This is a genomic window from Calothrix sp. UHCC 0171, from assembly GCF_034931845.1.
In the GTDB taxonomy this organism is placed as follows: Bacteria; Cyanobacteriota; Cyanobacteriia; order Cyanobacteriales; family Nostocaceae; genus Brunnivagina.
Window position 1 is genome coordinate 25,378 of the sequence record NZ_JAYGHN010000036.1, and the last position, 22,219, is coordinate 47,596.

At 40.4% G+C, this 22,219-nt stretch carries 17 protein-coding genes; 11 read left to right on the forward strand and 6 right to left on the reverse strand.

What is annotated here, in order from left to right; genetic code table 11:
* Positions 1 to 86 precede the first annotated feature (86 nt).
* Entirely contained in the window at positions 87 to 887 is an 801-nt protein-coding gene (locus VB733_RS21925) for a PspA/IM30 family protein (RefSeq protein WP_323342179.1), read from the forward strand.
* Positions 888 to 965: 78 nt separating this feature from the next.
* On the opposite strand, the gene VB733_RS21930 is transcribed toward VB733_RS21925, so the two are convergent.
* Positions 966 to 1,256 (reverse strand): hypothetical protein, encoded by a 291-nt coding sequence (locus VB733_RS21930; protein WP_323342180.1) that lies wholly within the window; start codon positions 1,254 to 1,256, stop codon positions 966 to 968.
* A 231-nt stretch (positions 1,257 to 1,487) separates the two neighbouring features.
* Between VB733_RS21930 and VB733_RS21935 the strand changes: the two genes are divergently transcribed.
* From VB733_RS21935 to VB733_RS21950, 4 genes are all read left to right on the forward strand, one after another.
* Positions 1,488 to 1,817 carry a thioredoxin family protein gene (locus VB733_RS21935; RefSeq protein ID WP_096618349.1) on the forward strand — a complete coding sequence of 110 codons (330 nt, stop codon included), beginning with the start codon at positions 1,488 to 1,490 and terminating at the stop codon, positions 1,815 to 1,817.
* 118 nt (positions 1,818 to 1,935) lie between these two features.
* Positions 1,936 to 3,102 carry an LL-diaminopimelate aminotransferase gene (locus VB733_RS21940; protein WP_323342181.1) on the forward strand — a complete coding sequence of 389 codons (1,167 nt, stop codon included), beginning with the start codon at positions 1,936 to 1,938 and terminating at the stop codon, positions 3,100 to 3,102.
* Between the two features lie 245 nt (positions 3,103 to 3,347).
* The gene (locus VB733_RS21945; RefSeq protein WP_323342182.1) at positions 3,348 to 3,893 is read left to right on the forward strand and encodes a hypothetical protein; all 546 of its coding nucleotides are present in this window, start codon (positions 3,348 to 3,350) and stop codon (positions 3,891 to 3,893) included.
* Positions 3,894 to 4,106: 213 nt separating this feature from the next.
* The gene (locus tag VB733_RS21950) at positions 4,107 to 4,526 is read left to right on the forward strand and encodes a response regulator (RefSeq protein ID WP_323342183.1); all 420 of its coding nucleotides are present in this window, start codon (positions 4,107 to 4,109) and stop codon (positions 4,524 to 4,526) included.
* Positions 4,527 to 4,676: 150 nt separating this feature from the next.
* On the opposite strand, the gene VB733_RS21955 is transcribed toward VB733_RS21950, so the two are convergent.
* Positions 4,677 to 5,636 carry a hypothetical protein gene (locus tag VB733_RS21955; RefSeq protein ID WP_323342184.1) on the reverse strand — a complete coding sequence of 320 codons (960 nt, stop codon included), beginning with the start codon at positions 5,634 to 5,636 and terminating at the stop codon, positions 4,677 to 4,679.
* Positions 5,637 to 6,118: 482 nt separating this feature from the next.
* Here VB733_RS21955 and VB733_RS21960 point away from each other — a divergent pair, with 482 nt between their 5' ends.
* Positions 6,119 to 7,354 (forward strand): LL-diaminopimelate aminotransferase, encoded by a 1,236-nt coding sequence (locus VB733_RS21960; protein WP_323342185.1) that lies wholly within the window; start codon positions 6,119 to 6,121, stop codon positions 7,352 to 7,354.
* An 821-nt stretch (positions 7,355 to 8,175) separates the two neighbouring features.
* Complete coding sequence (aqpZ, locus tag VB733_RS21965; protein ID WP_323342186.1) at positions 8,176 to 8,934, forward strand: aquaporin Z; 759 nt, start codon at positions 8,176 to 8,178, stop codon at positions 8,932 to 8,934.
* A 231-nt stretch (positions 8,935 to 9,165) separates the two neighbouring features.
* On the opposite strand, the gene VB733_RS21970 is transcribed toward aqpZ, so the two are convergent.
* Positions 9,166 to 10,926: an alkaline phosphatase gene (locus tag VB733_RS21970; protein ID WP_323342187.1), complete on the reverse strand. Its 1,761-nt coding sequence runs from the start codon at positions 10,924 to 10,926 to the stop codon at positions 9,166 to 9,168.
* 354 nt (positions 10,927 to 11,280) lie between these two features.
* Here VB733_RS21970 and VB733_RS21975 point away from each other — a divergent pair, with 354 nt between their 5' ends.
* Complete coding sequence (locus VB733_RS21975) at positions 11,281 to 12,897, forward strand: MFS transporter (RefSeq protein ID WP_323342188.1); 1,617 nt, start codon at positions 11,281 to 11,283, stop codon at positions 12,895 to 12,897.
* A gap of 146 nt (positions 12,898 to 13,043) precedes the next feature.
* On the opposite strand, the gene msrB is transcribed toward VB733_RS21975, so the two are convergent.
* Positions 13,044 to 13,457 (reverse strand): peptide-methionine (R)-S-oxide reductase MsrB, encoded by a 414-nt coding sequence (gene msrB / locus VB733_RS21980; protein WP_416336343.1) that lies wholly within the window; start codon positions 13,455 to 13,457, stop codon positions 13,044 to 13,046.
* A gap of 419 nt (positions 13,458 to 13,876) precedes the next feature.
* Here msrB and VB733_RS21985 point away from each other — a divergent pair, with 419 nt between their 5' ends.
* A complete protein-coding gene (locus VB733_RS21985; protein ID WP_323342189.1) occupies positions 13,877 to 15,373 on the forward strand; it encodes a glycosyl hydrolase family 57 in 1,497 nt (498 codons plus the stop codon).
* A gap of 273 nt (positions 15,374 to 15,646) precedes the next feature.
* On the opposite strand, the gene VB733_RS21990 is transcribed toward VB733_RS21985, so the two are convergent.
* Positions 15,647 to 17,305 (reverse strand): AarF/ABC1/UbiB kinase family protein, encoded by a 1,659-nt coding sequence (locus VB733_RS21990; protein WP_323342190.1) that lies wholly within the window; start codon positions 17,303 to 17,305, stop codon positions 15,647 to 15,649.
* A gap of 268 nt (positions 17,306 to 17,573) precedes the next feature.
* A complete protein-coding gene (locus VB733_RS21995; RefSeq protein ID WP_323342191.1) occupies positions 17,574 to 18,638 on the reverse strand; it encodes a mannose-1-phosphate guanylyltransferase in 1,065 nt (354 codons plus the stop codon).
* A gap of 221 nt (positions 18,639 to 18,859) precedes the next feature.
* On the opposite strand from VB733_RS21995, the gene VB733_RS22000 reads away from it, so the two are divergent.
* The gene (locus tag VB733_RS22000) at positions 18,860 to 20,317 is read left to right on the forward strand and encodes an LCP family protein (protein ID WP_323342192.1); all 1,458 of its coding nucleotides are present in this window, start codon (positions 18,860 to 18,862) and stop codon (positions 20,315 to 20,317) included.
* A gap of 128 nt (positions 20,318 to 20,445) precedes the next feature.
* Positions 20,446 to 22,062 (forward strand): peptide ligase PGM1-related protein, encoded by a 1,617-nt coding sequence (locus VB733_RS22005; protein ID WP_323342193.1) that lies wholly within the window; start codon positions 20,446 to 20,448, stop codon positions 22,060 to 22,062.
* Positions 22,063 to 22,219: the final 157 nt, after the last annotated feature.

The window sequence follows — 22,219 nt, forward strand, 5'->3', positions numbered from 1 at the left end:
GGAAGGATTAAATTTAAATAGGTAGTTATTAAATAGTAAAAAGCAAACTGCAAAACTAGCGCGTAAATCTCAAAGGAAAAAAAATTATGGGTTTATTTGATCGGATTAAAAGAGTTGTCGGTGCCAACCTCAATGATATGGTGAGTAAGGCTGAAGACCCCGAAAAAATGCTCGAACAAGCTATCCTAGAAATGCAGGAAGATTTGGTTCAGCTGCGTCAAGGGGTGGCTCAGACGATCGCCGCACAAAAACGTACCGAAAAGCAGTACACTGATGCCCAGAACGAAGTTAACAAATGGCAGCGTAACGCCCAGCTAGCCCTGCAAAAAGGTGATGAGAATCTGGCTCGTCAAGCATTAGAACGTAAAAAAACTTTTAACGAATCTTCTACCGCACTCAAAGCCAGTTTAGAACAACAAGTTGTCCAAGTCGAAGGTCTCAAGCGCAACTTAATTCAGCTAGAGAGCAAAATTTCCGAGGCTAAAACCAAGAAAGAAATGCTCAAAGCTCGAATTACCGCAGCCAAGGCACAGGAACAACTCCAAGGTATGGTGCGCGGCATGAATACCAATAGCGCCATGTCAGCTTTTGAGCGGATGGAGGAAAAAGTATTGATGCAGGAGGCACGCGCTCAATCAATCGGAGAGCTAGCCAGCACCGATTTGGATAGTCAGTTCGCGAGGTTAGAAGCTAGTAGCGATGTTGACGATGAACTGGAAGCGCTCAAACTTTCTCTGGCTCCAGCAGCCCCGGTGAATCAACCCCAATTAACTGGAGACACTACAGCTACAACACCCCCAAATCCACCAGCAGCATCCGTGCCCAAATCCGAAGAAGTCGTTGATGCCGAATTAGAAGCACTTCGCAAGCAATTAGACCAAATGTAGGTAAAGAATTATTAAATTGAATTTTCAAAAATCCCGCAATATGTAGTATGTTGTGGGATTTTGTCTATTGGCTTCACCTTAGAACCCAAACAAAATATCTAATTCTTGCTTAAATTTCCGCCATCTCGTTTCCAGAGGATTTAGTTTTTGTGGTTTTTCGGCGTTGGCATTTTGCTGCTGCTTTGATTCAAGTAATCTTTGTTTAACAGAATCCGAGTTATTAGGGTTCTGAGTCGTTGCTTGCTGCTTCTCCAACGAAGTCACGTCTGTGACAACAGGAGCTTTGGGAACCTGTGCAGAAACGGGAATAGTAGCGATGAAATAGCCAGGTAGTAGTAAGAATCTCAACAAACAAAACTTTTTCAGCATTTTGAATCAATAAAAAGTTGGATTTTCTTCTCAGCCCAGCGCCATCAAGATTTAAGGTGACAGGCTGTGGGAAATGTCAAAATTATCAAAAAGCAACTATTCCCAAACTTATATTTTTCTTTATTGACTGAAAAAAGTCAAAAATTTGCCCTTGAGTGGTTTCGCAGTAACAGATTAGGATAGAGTATTGTGTGTATTGAGTTTGAAAAAGCCGCCTGAATGGAGACTGCAATGAGTACGGGTGTAATTACCATTACAGATACAGAATTTGAAACAGAAGTTTTAAAATCCGAGCAGCCCGTATTAGTTTACTTTTGGGCTTCTTGGTGTGGACCTTGTAAGTTAATGGCTCCAGTGATTAACACCGCAGCAAGTAACTTTAGCGATCGCCTGAAAATTGTCAAAATGGAAGTTGATCCTAACCCCCTCACTGTTAAACAATATCAAGTCGAAGGAGTACCTGCATTTCGCTTGGTTCGCGATGGTCAATTGTTAGCTGCAACTGAAGGTGCGATCGGGAAAGAGAAGCTATTGAGTTTTATTGAGGCTAATTTAAATTAGTTATTCGCGATTGGTTTATTGGTTAATCGGGGAAAGGGACACAGAATCATGCCCATACCCATTAGCCACTAGCCAATGCCCCCAGTACCCATTACCTACTTTCCAATTCACCAAAAAAATGCAGTTCGCACAACGCCTACAACCCCTGCAATCAAATGTTTTTGCCGATATGGATATTGCAAAAGCAGCAGCTTTGGCGGCAGGGCGAGATTTAATTGACTTATCGTTGGGTTCTTCCGATTTACCCACAGAAAACCATGTCATCGATGCGATCGCGCAATCCTTACATGACCCTAGCACCCACGGCTATTTATTATTTCACGGAACACAGGCATTTCGCAAAGCTGCGGCAACTTGGTATGAACAAAAATTTGGTATTCCCGTTAATCCCGAAACTGAAGTATTACCGCTAATTGGTTCTCAAGAGGGAACTGCACATTTACCACTGGCGATTCTCAATCCTGGCGATTATGCCTTACTCCTCGACCCTGGTTATCCTTCCCATGTTGGCGGTGTTTATCTAGCATCTGGGCAAATATACGCAATGCCACTACTAACAGAGAATGATTTTTTACCAGTATTTGCGGATATCCCTAGTGAGATTGTCGCCAAATCAAAAATGATGGTATTGAGTTATCCCCATAATCCCACAACTGCGATCGCCACCCCTGCCTTTTTTGAAGAAGCTGTCAGATTCTGTCAAAAACATAATATTGTTCTTGTTCATGACTTTCCCTATGTCGATTTAATTTTTGAAGGTAAAGGAGTTCCTTCGATTCTCCAAGCTGACAGGGAAAAAAGTGTTTCCATTGAATTTTTCACCCTTTCTAAGTCTTATAACATGGGCGGTTTTCGGATTGGCTACGCCATTGGTAACGCCGAATTAATTCGGGCATTGCGACAAGTCAAAGCCGCAGTCGATTTTAACCAATATAAAGGAATTTTAAATGGTGCGATCGCAGCTTTAACTGGTAGCCAAACAGGTGTTGATACAGCCGTGAATATTTTTCGCCAACGTCGTGATACTTTTATTGCGGCATTACATCGTATCGGTTGGGAAGTTCCCACACCCCCAGCCACCATGTATGTTTGGGCAAAGTTACCCGCACCTTGGACTCATAACTCAGTAGATTTTTGTACCAAGCTTGTTAAGGAAACTGGTGTTGCAGTTTCTCCTGGTTCCGGTTTTGGTAAATCTGGTGAAGGTTATGTTCGCTTTGCCCTTGTTCACAACCCATCAATTCTCGAAATCGCTGTTGAACGTATTGCCGAATTTTTGCATTAGCAGAAGTACGGAATCTAGAAGTGTTAAATATTGCCAATTTCATCACATCTCGAATTTCCGCTTCCAGTCCCTAACTCCATGAATCTATCTTTTGTAAATTCTTTATGCCAACTTCACGAAAAGTTTACTGGTGTATTCTTAATTTCCAGGAATCCCAAGTTAAACTACAAGAATACTGATAAATTGGTGTTACGCAGAATACAAGATTCCATATCTAGCCGATATTAGTTAAGGGATAGTTATGCATGTTAGTGATAATCAGTCAGATGAGCAAAATTAGCGCCAATATATTGGCTTTAGCACTGATTAGCACAATCAATGCTATCCCAGTGGGTGCGACATCACTCAAAAATATTCCCCATCAAGAATATCAATCATTAGTGGATTCATCGAAATTCTCAGTCAAAGACGACGCTTTAAAACTGCCACCGCGTTTGCAAGACGTACTCGGTAAAAATCGTAAAAACAAGAATCAAATTCAACGCCGTTTTTTTGCAGAAGCAGAAAATACCATTAGCCAAGTTCAACAAGCCAGTACAGTCACAGAGGAAACAATTGATGGCAAAAGAGTGTATTTGTATAACTTGGAATCACCAAAATCCGACAAATCCTTTCCAACCAAGCAAATTTACACTCAACCTTATCTAAGTCGCCTGAAATTGCCTCAAGCCCCACCCAAACGCAAAATTTCCGAACCCGGAACTGTAATCGCTGTGATGGCGGTATTTTGTATTTTTGTGACTCAAAAAAGATTATGCAAATCTAAGTTAAAGCCTCTAGGTAAAGTATAAAAAGCATGAATTTCAAGTTGAGGAATTGAAATTTTGCTGAAGCTGATAATATGAGTTACTATTGTCTAGTATAAAAAATAACCATCCACCTACAATTCTCGAAACGCTTACATAGTCGTAATTACCGAGCTTGCTTTTTACTCTCAGAGTCTAAATCAAGCGGAGCGATTCTAGTAGTTATCGTTGAATTTTAGCCTAACAGCATAGGTAGAAATGACAGCGCAATTACTTCAAAGTAATCCATTATCTGATTCATCTCCACAAACACGATTATTACTCATTGAAGACAATGATATTAATCGGATGTTTTTGAGTGATTACTTATCGTATTTTCGATATGATGTCAAAAGCCTACCAGATGCCTCTGATGTTTTTGCAACATTGGATAATTTTCAGCCACATCTAATTCTACTAGATTTAAAATTACCTGAAACAGATGGTTATTTGGTTTTAAAACAAATTAAGCAAAAATCAATTTATGCTCAGATTCCAGTAATTATAGTTTCTGCGTTTGCATTTAAAACCGATCAAGAAAGAGCAATTGAGCTAGGTGCTTGTCATTACTTTGTCAAACCTGTCAATCTTGAGCAACTAGTACAAACAATAGCAGAAGTATTGGCAAAATCAACATAGTCTATGATATTGTCTGCGGTTAGACCTAAAATCAGACTGAGATTGGGATTGCACACAAAAAATATTTGATATCAATAATCAAGATGTTGCCACAAGCAACTTAGTTGGATTTGTGGCGAAATAAATCTAAACTCCCATTCATATCAATAACTAATTTTTTTTACGTAAAATTTTCGGCATTAAGTAATTTTTAGTTAAATACTCAATTTGATACAAGTATGCTGTAATGACCATCCATCGGAAAAACCAAGTTTCACCAAAATAATTTTGTTTTTCAATACTATTAATGATTGCGCGAGCAATTCTTCCTGTTTGCTTACCTGCACATTCCCATGCTTCTGTTTGGTTGGCATATATGAACTGACAAACTGATAAATTAGCGTCAACAATCATTGCCAACATAACTGTTGAAGATGCGGCGATCGCAAAAGTTCCATAAAAACCTTCCCAAAGACTGTGAGAGTATTTGAATATTTTTTTTGCATAATTTGGAAATATGCTTTTAATACATAACTTTGCGATAAAGAAAAATAAAGAAATCACAAGTATAGAGATAAATAAAAATGCTACTCCTAAAATAATCATCATGTTAGATTGAATATTCTTATCATAAGTTTTAAGAGATAATACTATCACACCTACACCCATCATAATTAATGGTAATCCGGGTAGTCCAATGGTACTAAGTAAAGCCATCCTCATCCAGCTAATAGGATAAGGGAACCATACTGGATATAGCTTAAACTTATTTTTATTTTCCGAACTTTTACTACTTTTTTGATATTTATTATTTTTATGAGAGGTTTTATCGCTAGCCTGTAAGCATATTTCTTTCTCCCATACTACCGAGCCACATCCCGTTTTGAGAGCATATATTTGAATTGATTTAATTTTGTTTATTTCTAATTTTTGAATTAATTTATAAATTAGTGATATAGATTCATCTTGTTCGAGAATTTGCGAAGATTCTAATAATATTTTTAAATTTAAATTTTGATGATTGATTACTTTAGCAAGTATGTTCTTATCTTTGAGAAGATAGTTAATAACAGATGCGATCGCTTCAGCGTCACCTTGCTTGGCACGCTGTAAAACACTTTCTTGTGTCATGGTTTTGAAAATGTAGAATACTATAGTTTCATCATTCCCAAATAAGAATGCTAATCATCAACGAACGTCAAGAGAATTAGAAATTACGTATATTTTCTGAATATATTTGTCATTTTATACTAGTGCTAATTGGGATGAATATTGGCGTTTTCATTTACACCAGGAGCATAAGCGTAATCATCTTGCCTTATACAAAGGTGCAGTTTCCCAAGCTTGTTGTTCTATTACTCCTCAACCCCTCCCAATACCTGTCTAATGCCAATTCACCAAAATCATGATAAATATAGATTCTCATAGGGTTAATCAGTGCTAAATTCCTACCCACTTATCTGTATTATTCATAAAGTGAAAAGGTATAAGCTCCACTCTGCCTCTTTCTAAAAGAGTCGTACCCAAATTAAAAACGCTGTATCTAGGGATTACGAAGCACGGTAAACTTTAATCTTTAGGTGTTTTCTTAAATCCGTACTCAACTCAGCAAAATGGCTACTATTAACGATAATTATCTCAAACTCAAAGCTGGCTACCTCTTCCCCGAAATTGCTAGACGAGTAAATACATTCGCAGAAGCGAACCCAGATGCCAAAGTCATTCGCTTGGGTATTGGTGACGTAACCGAACCATTGCCGGAAGCTTGCCGAACTGCGATGATCAAAGCAGTCGAAGAAATGGGTACAAGAAACGGATTTAAAGGTTATGGACCCGAACAGGGTTATGCTTGGTTACGGGAAGCGATCGCGAAACATGATTTCCAAGCAAGGGGTTGTGATATTGATGCATCGGAAATATTTATTTCCGATGGTTCTAAATGCGACAACGGTAATATTCTCGATATATTCGGTGATAACAACAAAATCGCCGTTACCGACCCAGTTTATCCCGTATATGTAGATACAAATGTCATGGCGGGACATACGGGTGATGCCAACGAAGCCGGGGAATATGAAGGTTTAGTATATCTACCTGTCACTGCCGAAAATAACTTTACCGCACAGATACCAACAGAGAAAGTCGATTTGATTTACCTGTGCTTTCCCAATAATCCCACCGGTGCAACCGCAACTAAGGAACATTTACAAGCTTGGGTAGAGTACGCGAAGGCAAACGGCTCAATTATCTTCTTTGATGCAGCTTATGAAGCATTTATCTCTGACCCTAGTTTACCGCACTCGATATATGAAATTGAAGGTGCCAGAGATTGTGCGATCGAATTTCGTTCCTTCTCGAAGAATGCCGGTTTTACTGGAACTCGTTGTGCATTGACGGTAGTACCTAAAACCCTGACAGCCAAATCTGCTGATGGTACAAATGTGGAGTTGTGGAAACTGTGGAACCGTCGTCAGTCAACAAAGTTTAATGGGGTTTCCTATATTATTCAGCGTGGTGCGGAAGCAGTTTACTCCTCTGAAGGCAAAGCACAAACCAAGGCTTTGGTGAGCTTCTACATGGAGAATGCCAAAATTATCCGCGAGAGATTGACGGCTGCGGGAATTCAAGTATATGGCGGTGTCAATGCACCCTATGTTTGGCTGAAAACACCAAATAATCTTTCGAGTTGGGATTTCTTTGATAAATTGCTAAATACCGCCAATGTAGTTGGCACACCTGGTTCCGGTTTTGGTGCTGCGGGCGAGGGTTATTTCCGTATTTCTGCCTTCAACAGTCGGGAGAATGTCGAGGAGGCAATGCGACGAATTACTGAGAAATTTAAGGTGTAGTTTGATGGGTGGGGAGTGAGGAAGCACCCACCCTATTTTAAAATTTCATTCAGAGCTAGGCTTTCAGAACTAATATCAGGTCCAACAAATAACTTCGCAATTCAAAATCTCTACCCCTGTATTTATTGTAGTAATTTAGGCAGACTTAATATTATACAACTGCCACAAATGTTCTTAGTATTTCTGAGCCGCATCTGTAATGGATGTCAAAAATACACCAATACTAGAAACGCCAAGGAAAAACATATTTTGAATTAGAATAATCATATTAATTAACAAAAGTATTCTGATTTCTATCGGAGTGGGTAAATTATAAATATTTCTAAACTATTACATTGACTATCTAACATATGTGATACCTGCAAAGTTCTGCCATTGTTAATACTTTAATTTATGATTACTGCCGTTAGACTTGTTGCAACACCACGGATTTAGCAACTTTGTATTTATCGGAATTGAAAATTTAAACTATTGTGTATCATGTTAAAAACTTTTGTTAAATAATTTTAAATAAGTTTTTAAAAGTTGTGAAATCAGAGTAAAATCTCTCTTGAGATAGATGCTTTGTAATAAGATATTGTCAGATTATATAGCATTATTTTCAATCTAGTTTGATTCACCGTTGCTAAGACAGATTGTAAAATCTACAATACTGAATTGATCAACCTATACATCTCCTATTTTCTGTTCTATATACTTACATCACAAAATTATTAGTTTTAAAGATGTTGCTGTGAAAATATAGACAGAGATTAGACCAAATGGTGCGAAATTAAAACTAAACAAGCCATTAAAAAATTGAGTAAAATACGGAGTGAATAATGATATCACTTTTTACACGTTGCCTTGCAGAACTTTTTGGAACATTTGTCCTAGTTCTTGGTGGATGTGGAAGTGCTGTGTTTGCAGCAGCATTTCCAGATGCAAAAACCAATGCATTAGGAATTGGTTTCGTAGGCGTTTCTTTGGCATTTGGTCTCACAGTATTGACTATGGCTTATGCAATCGGTCATATCTCTGGTTGTCATCTGAACCCAGCCGTATCATTTGGTTTGTGGGCAGGAAAACGTTTTCCGGGGTCTGAATTGCTTCCATATATTGTTTCCCAAGTATTAGGAGCAATAATCGCCGCAGGTCTAATTTATTTAATTGCCACAGGTAAACCAGGATTTACACTTTCTGGTTCTAATCCATTAGCGACAAATGGTTTTGAAGTACACTCTCCTGGAGGTTATTCACTGATTGCTTGTTTCATTACCGAGGTTGTACTTACCTTTGTTTTTTTAATTGTGATTTTAGGCTCAACAGATGGTCGTGCCCCCAAAGGCTTTGCACCAATTGCTATTGGTTTGGCGCTGACACTGATTCATTTGATTAGTATTCCCATCACCAATACATCCGTTAATCCTGCTCGTAGTACCGGTCCGGCAATCTTCGCTGGAGTCGAAATGTTTAGACAAGTATGGATGTTTTGGGTTGCTCCCATTTTCGGTGCAATCTTGGCAGGATTATTCTACTCACGAGTTTTAGGTGAATCAGGAGAGCAAGTTGTGGGCGAGGCAGAGTTACAACTGAAATAGTTCAGTTGATATAGAAGGGTATTGCCAACTGAAGACAGCAAATGTTGTTCGGGCTGCATATTTACTTTACAAATGCTTTCTGACATATCTGCTGTCTTATTCATGGGTTATTCCACAAAAATTTCACAAAATTAGAGAAAGTAGTTTCTAAATTTTGGTCTTTAGAAGACTTGAAAATAATCCAACCTTAACTTAAGCCTAAGCATCAAAAGTGACTGCATATATACAGTTTTATGTTTTTGGTGCGGGGGCATTAATTGTTTCTAGCATCAGTTGATAGATATGGCTTTGGTCTACTGCACCAGCAACACCAGGAATTTGATAAGTTTTTTCACTAGCTCCTGGGGGATGGTTCACAAAATTAATTTCTTTTCCGATATATTTGTCGAGGCTGATGGAACCACCTTGGTAGTAAACAGGCACTAAATTATTACTATGCCTGCCCCAACCATATTTCAGCTTGGAGTCACTACCCCAAAAATGACCTGCTTCTTCAGTTTTATGTTTTTTGTAAGTTAAATCTTCGGCACCAAATTTTGCTAGCAATTGGCGGAAATTTGGATTCAGAGTTAAATAGTGATCATGATCTGCGGTGACAATTAATAAATTTTTTTCCCAACCACCATTTTTCTGAATCCAGTTAATAATTGTTCCTACAGCTTGATCGAAATCTTTGACTGTTCCGATTAAGTTATCTATATTATTATCGTGAGCTGCCCAATCAATATCTCCTCCTTCTACCATCAACCAAAAACCATCTTTATCTTTTGACAAAACAGTTAAAGCCGCTTGACTTAAATCTGCCAGGGTAGGGTTCTCATTAATTTCTTTTTGGATAAATTTGGCATCAGTTTCGCCAGGATTGAGAGGACGTACTTTGTCTGGTAGGGGAATCTGATTGTTTTCATCAGTTGTCGAAAATAATGAAGCACTACTTAAACCAGCACTACTATAGTCACCATTTGCTGTACTAAAAGGTAAGTTCCCATTTTGTCCGCGAGCGCCATATAATCCTAATAATTTTTCCCCTTGATTCGGATCAATTTGTGCTGCTGTTTCTAGTAAAGTTTTGGTGGCATTTTTGCCCCGTTCTAAAAATGTGTAACCGTAGGAATTAGATTTGGGTTTTGTTGTGAGTTCATAATAGGTAAACTTATCAATGTAATTCCAGTTATACGCTCCTCCCGTTGGCGTATCATTGTCTAAATCAAGGGGATGACCGCCACCAAGTAAAACTGTAGGTTTAAATATAGTTAAAGTTTGTTGCAGAATATTATCTAAATCGGGACTAGGGTTGCTATATTTATTACGCCGATTTACAAATGAAGCAGCCGCACCTGGAGTTGCATGGTTAATTGGAACAGAGGTGACTAAACCTATGGATTTGCCTTGGCGTGCTGCTTGTTCTAAAATCGTCGTCTGCCTTTGTTCGTAGATATCTACACCAAGTGCATTATTATAAGTCTTTACACCTGTATAAAGGGTAGTTGCTGTATTCGCAGAATCGGGAGGATTTTGTTTAATATATTCTTTGTCATTGCCGGGTGTCCAAGGATTTATTCCACCACGAGCAGCATCGTAACCAATCAGATTGCCAGAATCACCATTATGGAAAGCTGGATTGAAATTAAATCCCTTTAAGACAGAACTTTTACCGGTGGTAGGATTTAAACCATCAAGTGCAGAGTTTCCCGCCGAGAATTTACCATTGCTGCCTTGAATTATTGTTCCGTAGGTTGTGGCAAGAGTATACCCAGTTAATTTTTGAAAATTTAAACCTTGTCCTTTACCACTTGTGTACATGGGAGAACCAGAAGCAACTGCTGTTGCACGAGCCATTTCCCATCCCATGCCATCACCGATCGCCAGAATAACATTAATGCCATTACCACGAGTGGCTTGTTGCTTATTAAGTAAGCAGCCAAAGGATAGTAATGTGATGGCTAATACCAAAGCTATAAATCTCTTCCGTTTTTGACGTAGGAACATCATCAACAACCAAAACTAATACTGCTTGGTATTTTACAGATATCTCAAATATATACAATCACCCAAAACCAATTAATTGTTGTCATAATTGCTGTGTCTAACTCCAGATGAGGCTGAAAAGTTAATTTATTTCTTGCTTTGTTACCCTCTAAGAATTGCCCGAATCCCGTGGTAGAAATGGCAGATGCACTGAGTTTCGGAAATTTCCTCCAAGAATTTTATACTTCATTGTCTAAAGTTGGAATCATATCTTTGCAACTTGTAATGGAATGGTTTTGTGAAGTAAGAATTGATTACCAGCACCATTAAAATTAATTCTTAGGTTTAATTTGTTTTTTATTTAAGTTCTCTCCTCATATGACAGTATCAACAGCATCGACACCGACATCAATGTGGAGTCCACTCAAACAACAAGTTTTTCGTTCCTTATGGATTGCTTCGGCGATTTCCAGCGTTGGAACTTGGATGCATGATGTGGGTGCAGCTTGGTTGATGACGACACTTGCACCAAATTCACCAATATTAGTGGCGCTGATGCAGGCGGCATCCAGTTTACCTTTCTTTTTACTAGCACTTCCCGCAGGTGCGATCGCGGATGTTATTGATCGCCGTAAAATGCTTTTATGGACGCAAGTATGGATGTTAGGAGTTGCATTCCTATTGGGTGTGCTGACTATGGCAAATATCACTACACCTTGGCTTCTCCTGGGTTTAACCTTTGCGATGAGTATTGGTAGTTCGATGAATCTACCTGTATGGCAAGCTGTAACCCCCGAACTCGTGCCCAGGGAAGAACTTCCCCAAGCCGTCACACTGAGCGGTATAGTTGTCAATCTTTCGCGATCGATTGGTCCAGCAATAGCAGGTATAATTATTGCTGTCTCTGGGGTTGGAGTAGTTTTTTTACTGAATGCCGCTACGTTTATTAGTGTGATTTGGGTTATCTATCATTGGAAGCGGATTCCCCAAGAAAGTGCTTTACCAACCGAACGTGTAGTTGGAGCAATCCAAGCCGGAGTGCGTTATGTGCGCCACGCTCCTGTTTTTCATTCAGTAATATATCGAACAATTGCTTACATATTTTTTGCGAGTTCTTTGTTTGCATTGCTGCCATTACTGGGACGATATGAGTTAAAGCTTGATGCTTTGGGTTACGGTGTCATTTTGGGCTTTTGGGGAATTGGTGGTTTAGCTGGTGCCTTTCTCTTGCCTCAATTCAGGAAAAAATTTTCTATTGATCGGTTAGTTGCTGGTTGCTCGGCTGTTATGGGTTTGATGATACTGGTATTGTCTTCCCAACGTAACTTTTTGGTAATTTGTGCGGTGATGCTGTTTGTGGGGATATCATCGCTGGGTGTGATGGTAAGTTTGAATGTGGCAGCACAAAGCGCTGTTCCTGCTTGGGTAAAAGCTAGAGCCTTAGCGGTACAGTTGTTGGTGTTTCAGGGCAGTATGAGCTTGGGGAGTCTATTATGGGGAACTATAGCCCAACGTTACGGCATCTCAATATCGTTAGCATCTGCCGGGATTGGGCTGCTTGTCGGTATCGTTGTCACGGCAAAATTTCGCCTCAAATGCTCAGAATTACTTGATTTACGCTCATCACTGCATTGGGATCAACCAACTCATGCTTTTGAACCTTGCCCAAATGATGGTCCAGTTTTAGTAACGCTAGAATATTCTATCGATCCCAATCAAGCAGAAGAGTTTACCCTAGCCATGCAAGCCTTAGCAAGGATTCGCCGTCGCGATGGTGCAATTCAATGGGGATTATATCAGGATGTGTCAGACCCTAGTCGGTTTGTGGAGACTGCATTGATTGAATCTTGGGCAGAACACAGAAGACAGTTCGATCGCGTCACAAATTCCGATAGGATTATAGAGCAGCGAGTGCTAAGGTTTCATATTGGCGAGCAACCACCCAAGGTTTCAGAGATGGTTTACTCAAAGGATGGAAAACGTCCTTGTGTTTGATTGGCAATCAGGTTTTGCATAATCACAGGATGATTTTGGTGCATAAAAACTAATCACCGCGTCAGCATCTGTCATTTCCGAATTGCTCATCGCTACTGTCAAAGAATCCAACCCACGACTTTTAGTCGTGGGATAAATACTAAAAACTAATCGCTTTTTTTGACGAAATTTAACGATACTCCATTCATACAATAGCGTTGTCCCGTTGGTTTAGGACCATCACCAAAGACATGTCCTAAGTGTCCCCCACAACGACTACAATGAACTTCAACCCGCGTCATGAACAGGGATTTGTCAGTTGTAGTTGCGATCGCACCTTCAATGGGCGCAAAAAAGCTGGGCCATCCTGTTCCACTGTTAAACTTTGTATCAGAAGTGAACAGTGCTTGTCCACATCCGGAACAATAGTAAGTACCTTCCCCGTATTCTTTATCCAAGGGACTTGTACCTGCCCGTTCTGTGCCATGTTTACGCAAAACACGGAATTGTTCAGGTGTTAAAATTGCTTGCCACTCTTGTTCTGTTTTCGTGACTTCATATTGATCTTTTGATGCTGTCATGGTGTTTGTCCTCCGAGTTGAATAGCAAGCTGGCAAGGTAATCAAAAACATCGCTCCACTTGCTTGCAGAAAGTATCGCCTAGTTCTCATTTATATTTACATTATGTAACAATTCATGGCGATCGGGCAGCTAGTATTGCGTCGCTAAATAAATATCCTGTCGAACAAAGATAAAAAAGCTAATTTTATAAGTCTTTTTCATTCATAGTTTTTTATTCATGGTTTTGTATTCTTAATCATGGGCGCTTAGTTATTATTAAAATTGGTCAACCTGAAGTTTGGCTGAGAATCAGTTAAGAATTGTAGTTGTCCCAGAATTGAGTGATGGATGTAAGCAGAGTATTAATTTATTTAGAGACTTACCGATGTAATCAAAATCATGGGTGAAAATAAATTGCAGACCGTCAGAGATTATATTCATGACTGCAACTATCTCCTCCAGCAATCTGCCGACACTGAATGAAACCCGTTTCCATTATCCCAATATTTGTGGCTGGGAAGACGAAATTTCTTTAGTTACAAACCACAGTGAACCAGTATTTTTAAACACCACAAATCTAAATCTAGAAAATATTACATCTGTCTTTGCGTGCGCTCTTCACATGCACCAACCGACAATTCCCGCAGGTATAAATGGTGAACTAATTAGCAATCTTCAGCATATGTTTGCACATCCCCATGATGGGGATAACCATAACGCCAGTGTTTTCGCTTGGTGTTATAGCCGGATTGGTGAATTTATACCCGATTTGATTTCTCAAGGTTGTAATCCCCGCATTATGCTTGATTATTCGGGTAATTTGCTTTGGGGTTTGCGACAAATGCAACGTGAAGATATTATTAATAACCTCAAGCGGATTACTTGCGATTCCCAATATCAACCCTATGTGGAATGGTTGGGAACAATGTGGAGCCATGCGGTTGTTCCTTCGACACCAATTCCCGATATCAAGTTACATATTCAAGCTTGGCAACATCATTTTGCAGCAATTTTTGGTTACGATGCCTTAAAAAGAGTAAAAGGTTTTTCACCTCCAGAAATGCATTTACCTAACCATCCAGATACCATATTTGAATATATTAAAGCTTTGAAAGAATGTGGTTACAAATGGTTAATGGTACAGGAACATTCGGTGGAAAATTTGGATGGTTCGGGTTTAAATCATGACCAAAAATATATTCCTAATCGATTATTTGCCCGTAATTCTCAAGGTGAAACTATCAGTATTACTGCATTAATTAAAACCCAAGGTTCGGATACAAAGTTAGTTGCTCAAATGCAGCCATATTTTGAGGCTAAAGGTAGAAATAAACAACGAGTTGGGAATACTCAGATTCCTTCATTAGTCACACAAATTGCTGATGGTGAAAATGGTGGCGTAATGATGAATGAATTTCCCCGCGACTTCTTGCGGATATATCATGAAATTCGTGATTCTGGCAATAATTATGAGGGTACTGTGGCTATGAATGGGACTGAATATTTGGAATTAATTGAAGCAAAAGGTGTAAATCCTGAAGAGTATCCGACAGTACAAGCAGTACAACAACATAAAATTTGGCAGCTTGTAAATTTAGATCATGTAACACCAACAGATGTTAACAATGCTATTCAAGAATTGCAAGCAAATGACCATCAATTTCATATTGATGGAGCTTCCTGGACAAATGATTTGAGTTGGGTAAAAGGGTATGAAAATGTTCTCGAACCAATGAATAAATTGAGCGCCATGTTTCACGCTAAATACGATCGCTTAATTGCAGAAGATATATCAGTAAGACAGCGCGAAGATTATCAACAAGCATTACTATATAACTTTTTGGTACAAACAAGTTGTTTTCGCTATTGGGGACAGGGAACTTGGACAGATTATGCTAAGGAATTGTATCGAAGGGGTGAAGAGTTGTTGAAGTAATATCATATCCGGTTGCATACTTCTTATTAAGACTGACACGGAGACTTGGAGACGCGGGGACGCGGAGAAATTTTAATTGTAAGCGCTTATCCGAACATGAGAACATGATACGATTGGTTTTTGGCATTGCATAAATGCGGGATGAATTAGAGGCTGAAACTATTAGTATTTCGTTCAAAATTAAGCTAAATCATCCCATCTCCCCATCTCCCCATCTCCCCATCTCCCCATCTCCCCATCTCCCCATCTCCCCATCTGAATTTATGGGGATGATTAATTTAACCTCCCGGAACGCAAAATACTAATTATCAGCCACAAGCCAAGCAAACTTGCAGCCGCAAACAAAATATTACTCAGTAAGGACAACTCAGGCGTTCTGGGATTACTGGAAATAATTGCTGCACCCATTATCAGTGAGCCTACGAGGATACTAAAGGAAAGCCGATTGGCAGCAGCATCGGTAGTGCGGCGTAAACTATCCAATCCCCGGATAGAAATATTCCATTGCAGTGTTTCAGATGTAACTCTATCTAACAATGACTCAATCTGACGGGGAGATTGCAGCGAGAGACTTTTGAGATCAAGGGCAGTACGTAGCAAGGAACGTACAGGACTATCACCCAACAACTGACGGCGAAATAAATCCGTTAATAAAGGTTTGATTTCGTCAAAGAAGTTGAGTTCAGGGTTAAAGCCACGGGCAACACCTTCGAGGTTGGCGATGGTTTTGGCATATAAACCCATGTTACTGGGAAGGCGAATTTTGTTATTGCGGGCAACTTGCAGAAGTTCGTAAATGATTTGGGAAAAGTTGATTTGCGTTAGACTGACATTGTGATATTTTCGTAACATTCTGTCATAGTCACTTTCCAAGCGTGCCATAATTACTGGCTGGTTTGAATCCGCAAGTTGTAAAGTTAATTGGGCACAACGTTGTGCATCTAAATCAACAATTGCCAGCAACATCTCAGTTAAAATTTGTTGAGTGCGGGGATCGAGTCTTCCCACCATGCCACAATCTAAAATAGCAACACGACCATCTTGCAGATAGAATAAGTTGCCTGGATGAGGGTCAGCATGGAAGAATCCATCTATATATAGTTGCTGGAAAAAGGCGCGAAATAGTAAAGTTGTGATGGCTTTGCGTTCAGCAATAGGGTCTTTGCCATCAGTATCGGTACTATTATCACTAGCAATCGGTGCCGAGAGAATGGGTACTCCATCCAGCCATTCCATCACCATTAATTTTGGTGTCGTTAATTCCCAATATATTTGAGCGATCGCAATTTGTTGGGGATCAAACCACTTGCTCTGGGACAAATTACGCCGCAATTCGTCAGTGAAGCTAGCCTCACGGGTAAAGTCTAATTCTGCTTCTAAAGCTTTGCAAAATTCCTCAGCGATCGATTTGATTTCGTAATTCTGACCAAATTCGGTACGGGCAACTAAATCAGCGATACCCTGTATTAAAGCTATATCCTGAGCAACTGTGACATCAATACCCGGACGTTGGACTTTCAGAGCGACTTCACGACCATCCGCTAGGGTAGCACGATGGGTTTGGGCAATGGAACCTGCGGCGACGGGAACGGGGTTTAACTGCTTAAACGTTTCTTCTAGAGGTCGTTTTAATTGCTTGCGAATCAAAACCTCAACTTCCGTCCAAGCAACCGGGGGAACTTCGTCCTGTAGTGTTGACAGTTCCTCAATGTAAGCACGACTAAGAATATCAGGACGGGTTGAGAGTAGTTGACCGAGTTTAACGTAAACAGGTCCCAAATCGATAAAAATCTTTTTTAAAACAGCAGGTGTGGGCAGTTGAGGGTCTTCTGATTTCCCACCTGTGAGTAATTTTCGCATGTAGTCCCAACCATTACGGAAAAGGACTTCAATAATTTCGCGCTGTCGAGGAACCGTTTGGGTGAGGAACATGGTGTGGAAATGGGGAATAGGAAGAAGGAACTGGGAAATGGGAAATGGAAAATTCCGGGAACTGAAAAAATGGCACTGCCTAATTGTGAGATGATTTGGGAATTTTTGCTGAGAAATCATCACCACATCACCATACTTGTCTCCCTTATACCCTTTTCCCCTCTCCCTTACAGTCAAGTTATAATAGATATATAGTTTTTTCGCTTCTGTCAAGAGTTCTAAAATTGGCTGAGATAATTACAGAGATATAGCTCATCTTTGATTTAACTCACAGTAACTCTTGAAATCTGGAATCGCTTTGGAGAGTTTTGAGGACTTCCTTAATTTCCTGGGTACGGTCTTTGTTGACAATCAGGGTGACATTGCGATCGCGTACAATCACAACATCCTCCATACCGATGGTGACAACTACATCATCCTTATTAGCGGCGTAAACTATCGCTCCCTTTGTATCTAATCCGACATGAGTCCCCAGTTCCACATTGGGAGAATCTTCCGTTTTCAACAAACGCTCAATTGCATTCCAATCACCCAAGTCATCCCAACCAAATTCTACAGGTAACACATATGCTAGACCTGTCTTTTCCATGAGAGCGTAGTCTATACTCTTCTTAGGCAATTGAGGGTAAATATCCGCACCATTTTTTTCCAGGAGTTCAATAATTTCCGGGGCATGAAGGCGTAGTTCCTGGAGAACAACACCCGCCCTGAAAACAAACATACCGCTATTCCAGCTAAACCGACCCGTAGATAAAAAAGTTTCCGCAGTTTCCCGGTTGGGCTTTTCAGTAAAGCGGTTGACATGATAAGCTGGCAAGTCATTAAAGATACCTTTCTTTTCGCCTTGCTCGATATAGCCATAGCCCGTAGAAGGGAACGTCGGTTTGATCCCCAACGTCACGATCGCATCCGTGGTTGCTGCCAGTTGGGAAGCAGCGTTTAATGTACGTGCAAACACTTTTTGGTCGGCAATCCAATGGTCTGCCGGGAAAAAGCCAATAATTGCATCGTCTCCATAACGCTTTTGAATTTCTAAACTAGTCCAAGCAACAGCTGCTGCCGTATCCCTTCCTTGTGGCTCCACAAGTAAGTTATGAGATGGCAATTCGGGTAGCTGTTCCCGAATCCCCTGTGCAATCATGCTAGAAGTAATTACCCACAAGTTATCCCAACCATTGGCAAATTCCAGCAATCGGTCGGCAGTTGCTTGTAGGAGGCTTCTATCAGTGCCATCGAGGCATAAAAATTGCTTCGGGCGATCGCGACGACTGAGGGGCCAAAAACGCTCACCTTTACCGCCCGCAAGGATGACAGGAAAAAATACATTGCTCATATTCTGAGACCGAATCTAATAAATTTAAAACATTATCAAGAAGTTGCACGGAGCAAACTTCTCCAGTGTAATGCTAGTTCTGCCACTGGCAAGTTTTCTAGCTTGCATTAAGATGACCTGTAGAGAAGATAAGTTATTGCTTTGGATCAGTCTTTGATATATAAAGCTGGCGAGAGAGGATTTATTCCAGGAATTGGTTTAGGTTGAGTGGGGAGATAATCGTGGTTAAACAAGTAGGACGACAAGAAGATTGGTTGGAAGATCAAGAAATACGAGTACATTCGGAATCATCTCCAGATGTAGCGATGGCAACATATTCAGAAAATATTGCCCGTAAATCCTCAGGCACAGAGGGTTCTATCCCTAGCCAGCTTTACCAACGGCTAGGTTTGTCAATACCACGCTGGTTATTTTGGATACTAACTATTTCCGTTGGGTTCACTCTATCAGGCTTGTTGGTATCGGCATTGGCACTGTGGACTCCCTTGTGGAGTACAGTAGACCGGAGCGATGAGGAGTTGCAATGGTCGGGTAAAGAGGCGGAAAAAACCCAATTACCTGCGGATGTGTGGAGTAATATTGCCGAATACAAGCTGACTCGCCCAATGAATATTTTGGTGATGGGTATTGAACCTGTACCCAATAGTATTGATGGTTCACCAGAAAGTTTTTCGGGCAAAAGCGATACAATGCTTTTAATCCGTCTAGACCCCCAAAGTTCCCAGAATCCGTCAATCAGGGTGCTATCGATTCCCAAAGATACGATGATTGCCATTCCGGAAAAAGGATTGAACAAGGTTGCGGATGCTAATGCTCAAGGTGGTCCAGTTTTGGCGGCACGTGTGATTAGCCGAACTTTAAATAATACTCCCATAGATCGCTATATTCGTATTTCTCCCAGTGGCTTGCGTCAGCTAGTAGATCAATTGGGGGGGGTTGAGGTGTTTGTTCCAGCATCGGTGGAAAATCAAAGCAGTTCCCAAGGTGTTTCTGCCAATTTAGTCAAAGGCTGGCAAAATCTCAACGGCGAACAAGCAGAAGAATTTGCTCGTTTTCGAGAAGCAAAAAGTGGAGATTTACCTCGTGTTCAGCGCCAGCAAGCGTTATTAAAGGCATTGCGTGAGAGACTTTCGAGTCCGACAATTACCCCTAGGTTGCCGCAATTAATTCGCGTCATGCGAAAATACTTCGATACCAATCTGAAGATCGAAGAAATGATGGCGATTGTGAATTTTTCTGCGACTGTGGAGCGCGATAATTTCCAAATGACTATGTTACCGGGAATTTTCAGTCGTTTGAGTGCTGATCCGGACAGTTATTGGATTGATTTAACTGGACAAGTTAAATTACTGAGTGATTATACTGGTGTCACAATTGCCGGAATGCAACCGAAAGTCATTCCTGTACCGAACCTCAAAATTGCCGTTCAAAATGCTGCCGCCAAGCCAGAAGTAACCGCAAAAGTTCTGAATGCCCTAAAGCAGAAAGGTTTTGCCAAAGCCTACGCCGCCCCCGATTGGTTAAACTCGCAACATGATACCCAAATTATCGTGCAAAAAGGCGATCGCTCCCTGGGGGAACAAGTGCAAAAAGCTCTTGGTTTAGGTCAAGTTGAGGTTGCGGCTACAGGCGAACTTGAATCTGATGTTACTATCCGTATCGGAAAAGATTGGAAGTAAGCATTATGGCTTAAAATTGCACAGCAAAGGTACATGGGTAAAGGGGGAAAAGAGGATTTGACGATTTTCATCCCCCAAAATGAGGAAAATCACAAGCGCAACAGTTGCGTAATCAGGGGGTTAATTTGATGCAAACCGCAAATATCTCGCACATAGAGGCGACAAGCGCACAACTTCATGAATTTCGCCAACTGCAACTGAGTTTACGCGATCGCTGGAAAACTATCGAACTATTTGATAATAGTGATGCTGATATTGTCGTCATCCCTTCGCTGAGTATAGACCAGCGCGAACTCAAAAAAGTTGAAGGCTGCGAACATTACGAAGAAAGACTATTATTTTCTTTAATTCGCTTGCGTAATCCCCGCACAAGATTAATTTATGTAACATCAATGCCGCTACACCCCAGCATCATTGATTATTACTTACAACTACTACCGGGGATTCCCTTTTCCCATGCCCGCAATCGTTTATTGCTGCTTTCTACCTACGATTCCTCCCAAAAACCCCTCAGTCAAAAAATATTAGAACGTCCCCGTTTATTAGAAAGAATTCGTCACGCTGTACGAATCAATAAAGCATTTATGGCTTGCTATAATGCCACCGATTTAGAAGCAGAATTATCAGTAAAATTAGGCGTACCATTATATGCAGCCGCCCCAGATTTGCAAATTTGGGGAACAAAAAGCGGTAGCAGACAAATATTTGCCGAATCAGGAGTACCCCATCCCGACGGTAGCGAAAGAGTGTGGAGTGCAGCCGAATTAGCCACAGCCGCAGCAGAACTTTGGGAAAGACAACCAAGCCTACAACGGATGGTTGTGAAGCTAAATGAAGGGATTTCTGGGGAAGGAAATGCCATTTTAGATGTACGACCTGTTGCTAATTTAGCACCACCTCAAGGTAGTCATGTGGAAAGAGTGACAGCCATATTGAATAGCTTTGCCGAAATGCGTTTTCAAGCCAGTCAAGAAACTTGGGAAAATTTTTCCAGTCGCATTGCCGAATTAGGTGCAATTGTGGAAGTATTTGTTGAAGGCGAAATTAAGCGATCGCCCAGTGTGCAAGGACGAATTACTCCTACAGGAGAGGTGGAAATATTATCAACCCATGACCAAATTTTAGGTGGTCCCGATGGTCAAATTTATCTTGGTTGTCGCTTTCCAGCCGATGTCGAATATCGCTTAAAGTTACAGGAATTAGGATTAAAAATCGGTAAAAATTTAGCAGATAAAGGGGCACTCGAACGCTACGGAGTGGACTTTGTTACTGTTAAAAAAGACAATGGGGAATGGGATATTCAAGCAATAGAAATTAACCTCCGTAAAGGTGGTACTACCCATCCTTTTATGACCTTAAAGTTGTTAACTAATGGTCGTTATGACCTAGCAACTGGTTTATTTTATAGTCAACAAGGACGAGCGAAATATTACATTGCTACCGATAACTTACAAAAAGATAAATATAAGGGACTATTACCCAATGATTTGATGGATATTATCGCCCACCACCGCTTACATTTTGAAACTGGAACCGAAACAGGTAGTGTTTTTCACTTAATGGGTTGTCTATCGCAATTTGGCAAATTAGGATTAACAAGTATTGGCGACTCTCCCCAAGAAGCTCAAGATATTTACAACAAAGTGACTAACGTCTTAGATGCAGAAAGTAAAGAAGCAAATGACGATGTTTCGGCGTTTTCTGAATATTCTTGTCCCATGAGTTGGGAAGAAGGAAGTTTGTAGTACCTCAAGGCAAAAGTAAAAAGCACAAAGTAGAGGGTGTCGGTTTCCGTCACCTCTAACTTTGTAAGAAGACAAAAGGTAAAAGAAAGAAAGTCAATATTCTGAGCTAACATTCACAGGCATAATTAATATTGGAGATAAAATATAGTTTTGACAA

What these genes read in the sequence shown, in the direction of transcription:
- VB733_RS22005 (WP_323342193.1), top strand. Translation starts at nt 20,446, where the DNA reads ATGCAAACCGCAAATATCTCGCACATAGAGGCGACAAGCGCACAACTT.
- VB733_RS21995 (WP_323342191.1), bottom strand. Translation starts at nt 18,638, where the DNA reads ATGAGCAATGTATTTTTTCCTGTCATCCTTGCGGGCGGTAAAGGTGAG.
- VB733_RS21955 (WP_323342184.1), bottom strand. Translation starts at nt 5,636, where the DNA reads ATGACACAAGAAAGTGTTTTACAGCGTGCCAAGCAAGGTGACGCTGAA.
- msrB (WP_416336343.1), bottom strand. Translation starts at nt 13,457, where the DNA reads ATGACAGCATCAAAAGATCAATATGAAGTCACGAAAACAGAACAAGAG.
- VB733_RS21950 (WP_323342183.1), top strand. Translation starts at nt 4,107, where the DNA reads ATGACAGCGCAATTACTTCAAAGTAATCCATTATCTGATTCATCTCCA.
- VB733_RS21960 (WP_323342185.1), top strand. Translation starts at nt 6,119, where the DNA reads ATGGCTACTATTAACGATAATTATCTCAAACTCAAAGCTGGCTACCTC.
- VB733_RS21940 (WP_323342181.1), top strand. Translation starts at nt 1,936, where the DNA reads ATGCAGTTCGCACAACGCCTACAACCCCTGCAATCAAATGTTTTTGCC.
- VB733_RS21945 (WP_323342182.1), top strand. Translation starts at nt 3,348, where the DNA reads ATGTTAGTGATAATCAGTCAGATGAGCAAAATTAGCGCCAATATATTG.
- VB733_RS21935 (WP_096618349.1), top strand. Translation starts at nt 1,488, where the DNA reads ATGAGTACGGGTGTAATTACCATTACAGATACAGAATTTGAAACAGAA.
- VB733_RS21970 (WP_323342187.1), bottom strand. Translation starts at nt 10,926, where the DNA reads ATGATGTTCCTACGTCAAAAACGGAAGAGATTTATAGCTTTGGTATTA.
- VB733_RS21975 (WP_323342188.1), top strand. Translation starts at nt 11,281, where the DNA reads ATGACAGTATCAACAGCATCGACACCGACATCAATGTGGAGTCCACTC.
- VB733_RS21930 (WP_323342180.1), bottom strand. Translation starts at nt 1,256, where the DNA reads ATGCTGAAAAAGTTTTGTTTGTTGAGATTCTTACTACTACCTGGCTAT.
- VB733_RS21925 (WP_323342179.1), top strand. Translation starts at nt 87, where the DNA reads ATGGGTTTATTTGATCGGATTAAAAGAGTTGTCGGTGCCAACCTCAAT.
- VB733_RS21990 (WP_323342190.1), bottom strand. Translation starts at nt 17,305, where the DNA reads ATGTTCCTCACCCAAACGGTTCCTCGACAGCGCGAAATTATTGAAGTC.
- aqpZ (WP_323342186.1), top strand. Translation starts at nt 8,176, where the DNA reads ATGATATCACTTTTTACACGTTGCCTTGCAGAACTTTTTGGAACATTT.
- VB733_RS21985 (WP_323342189.1), top strand. Translation starts at nt 13,877, where the DNA reads ATGACTGCAACTATCTCCTCCAGCAATCTGCCGACACTGAATGAAACC.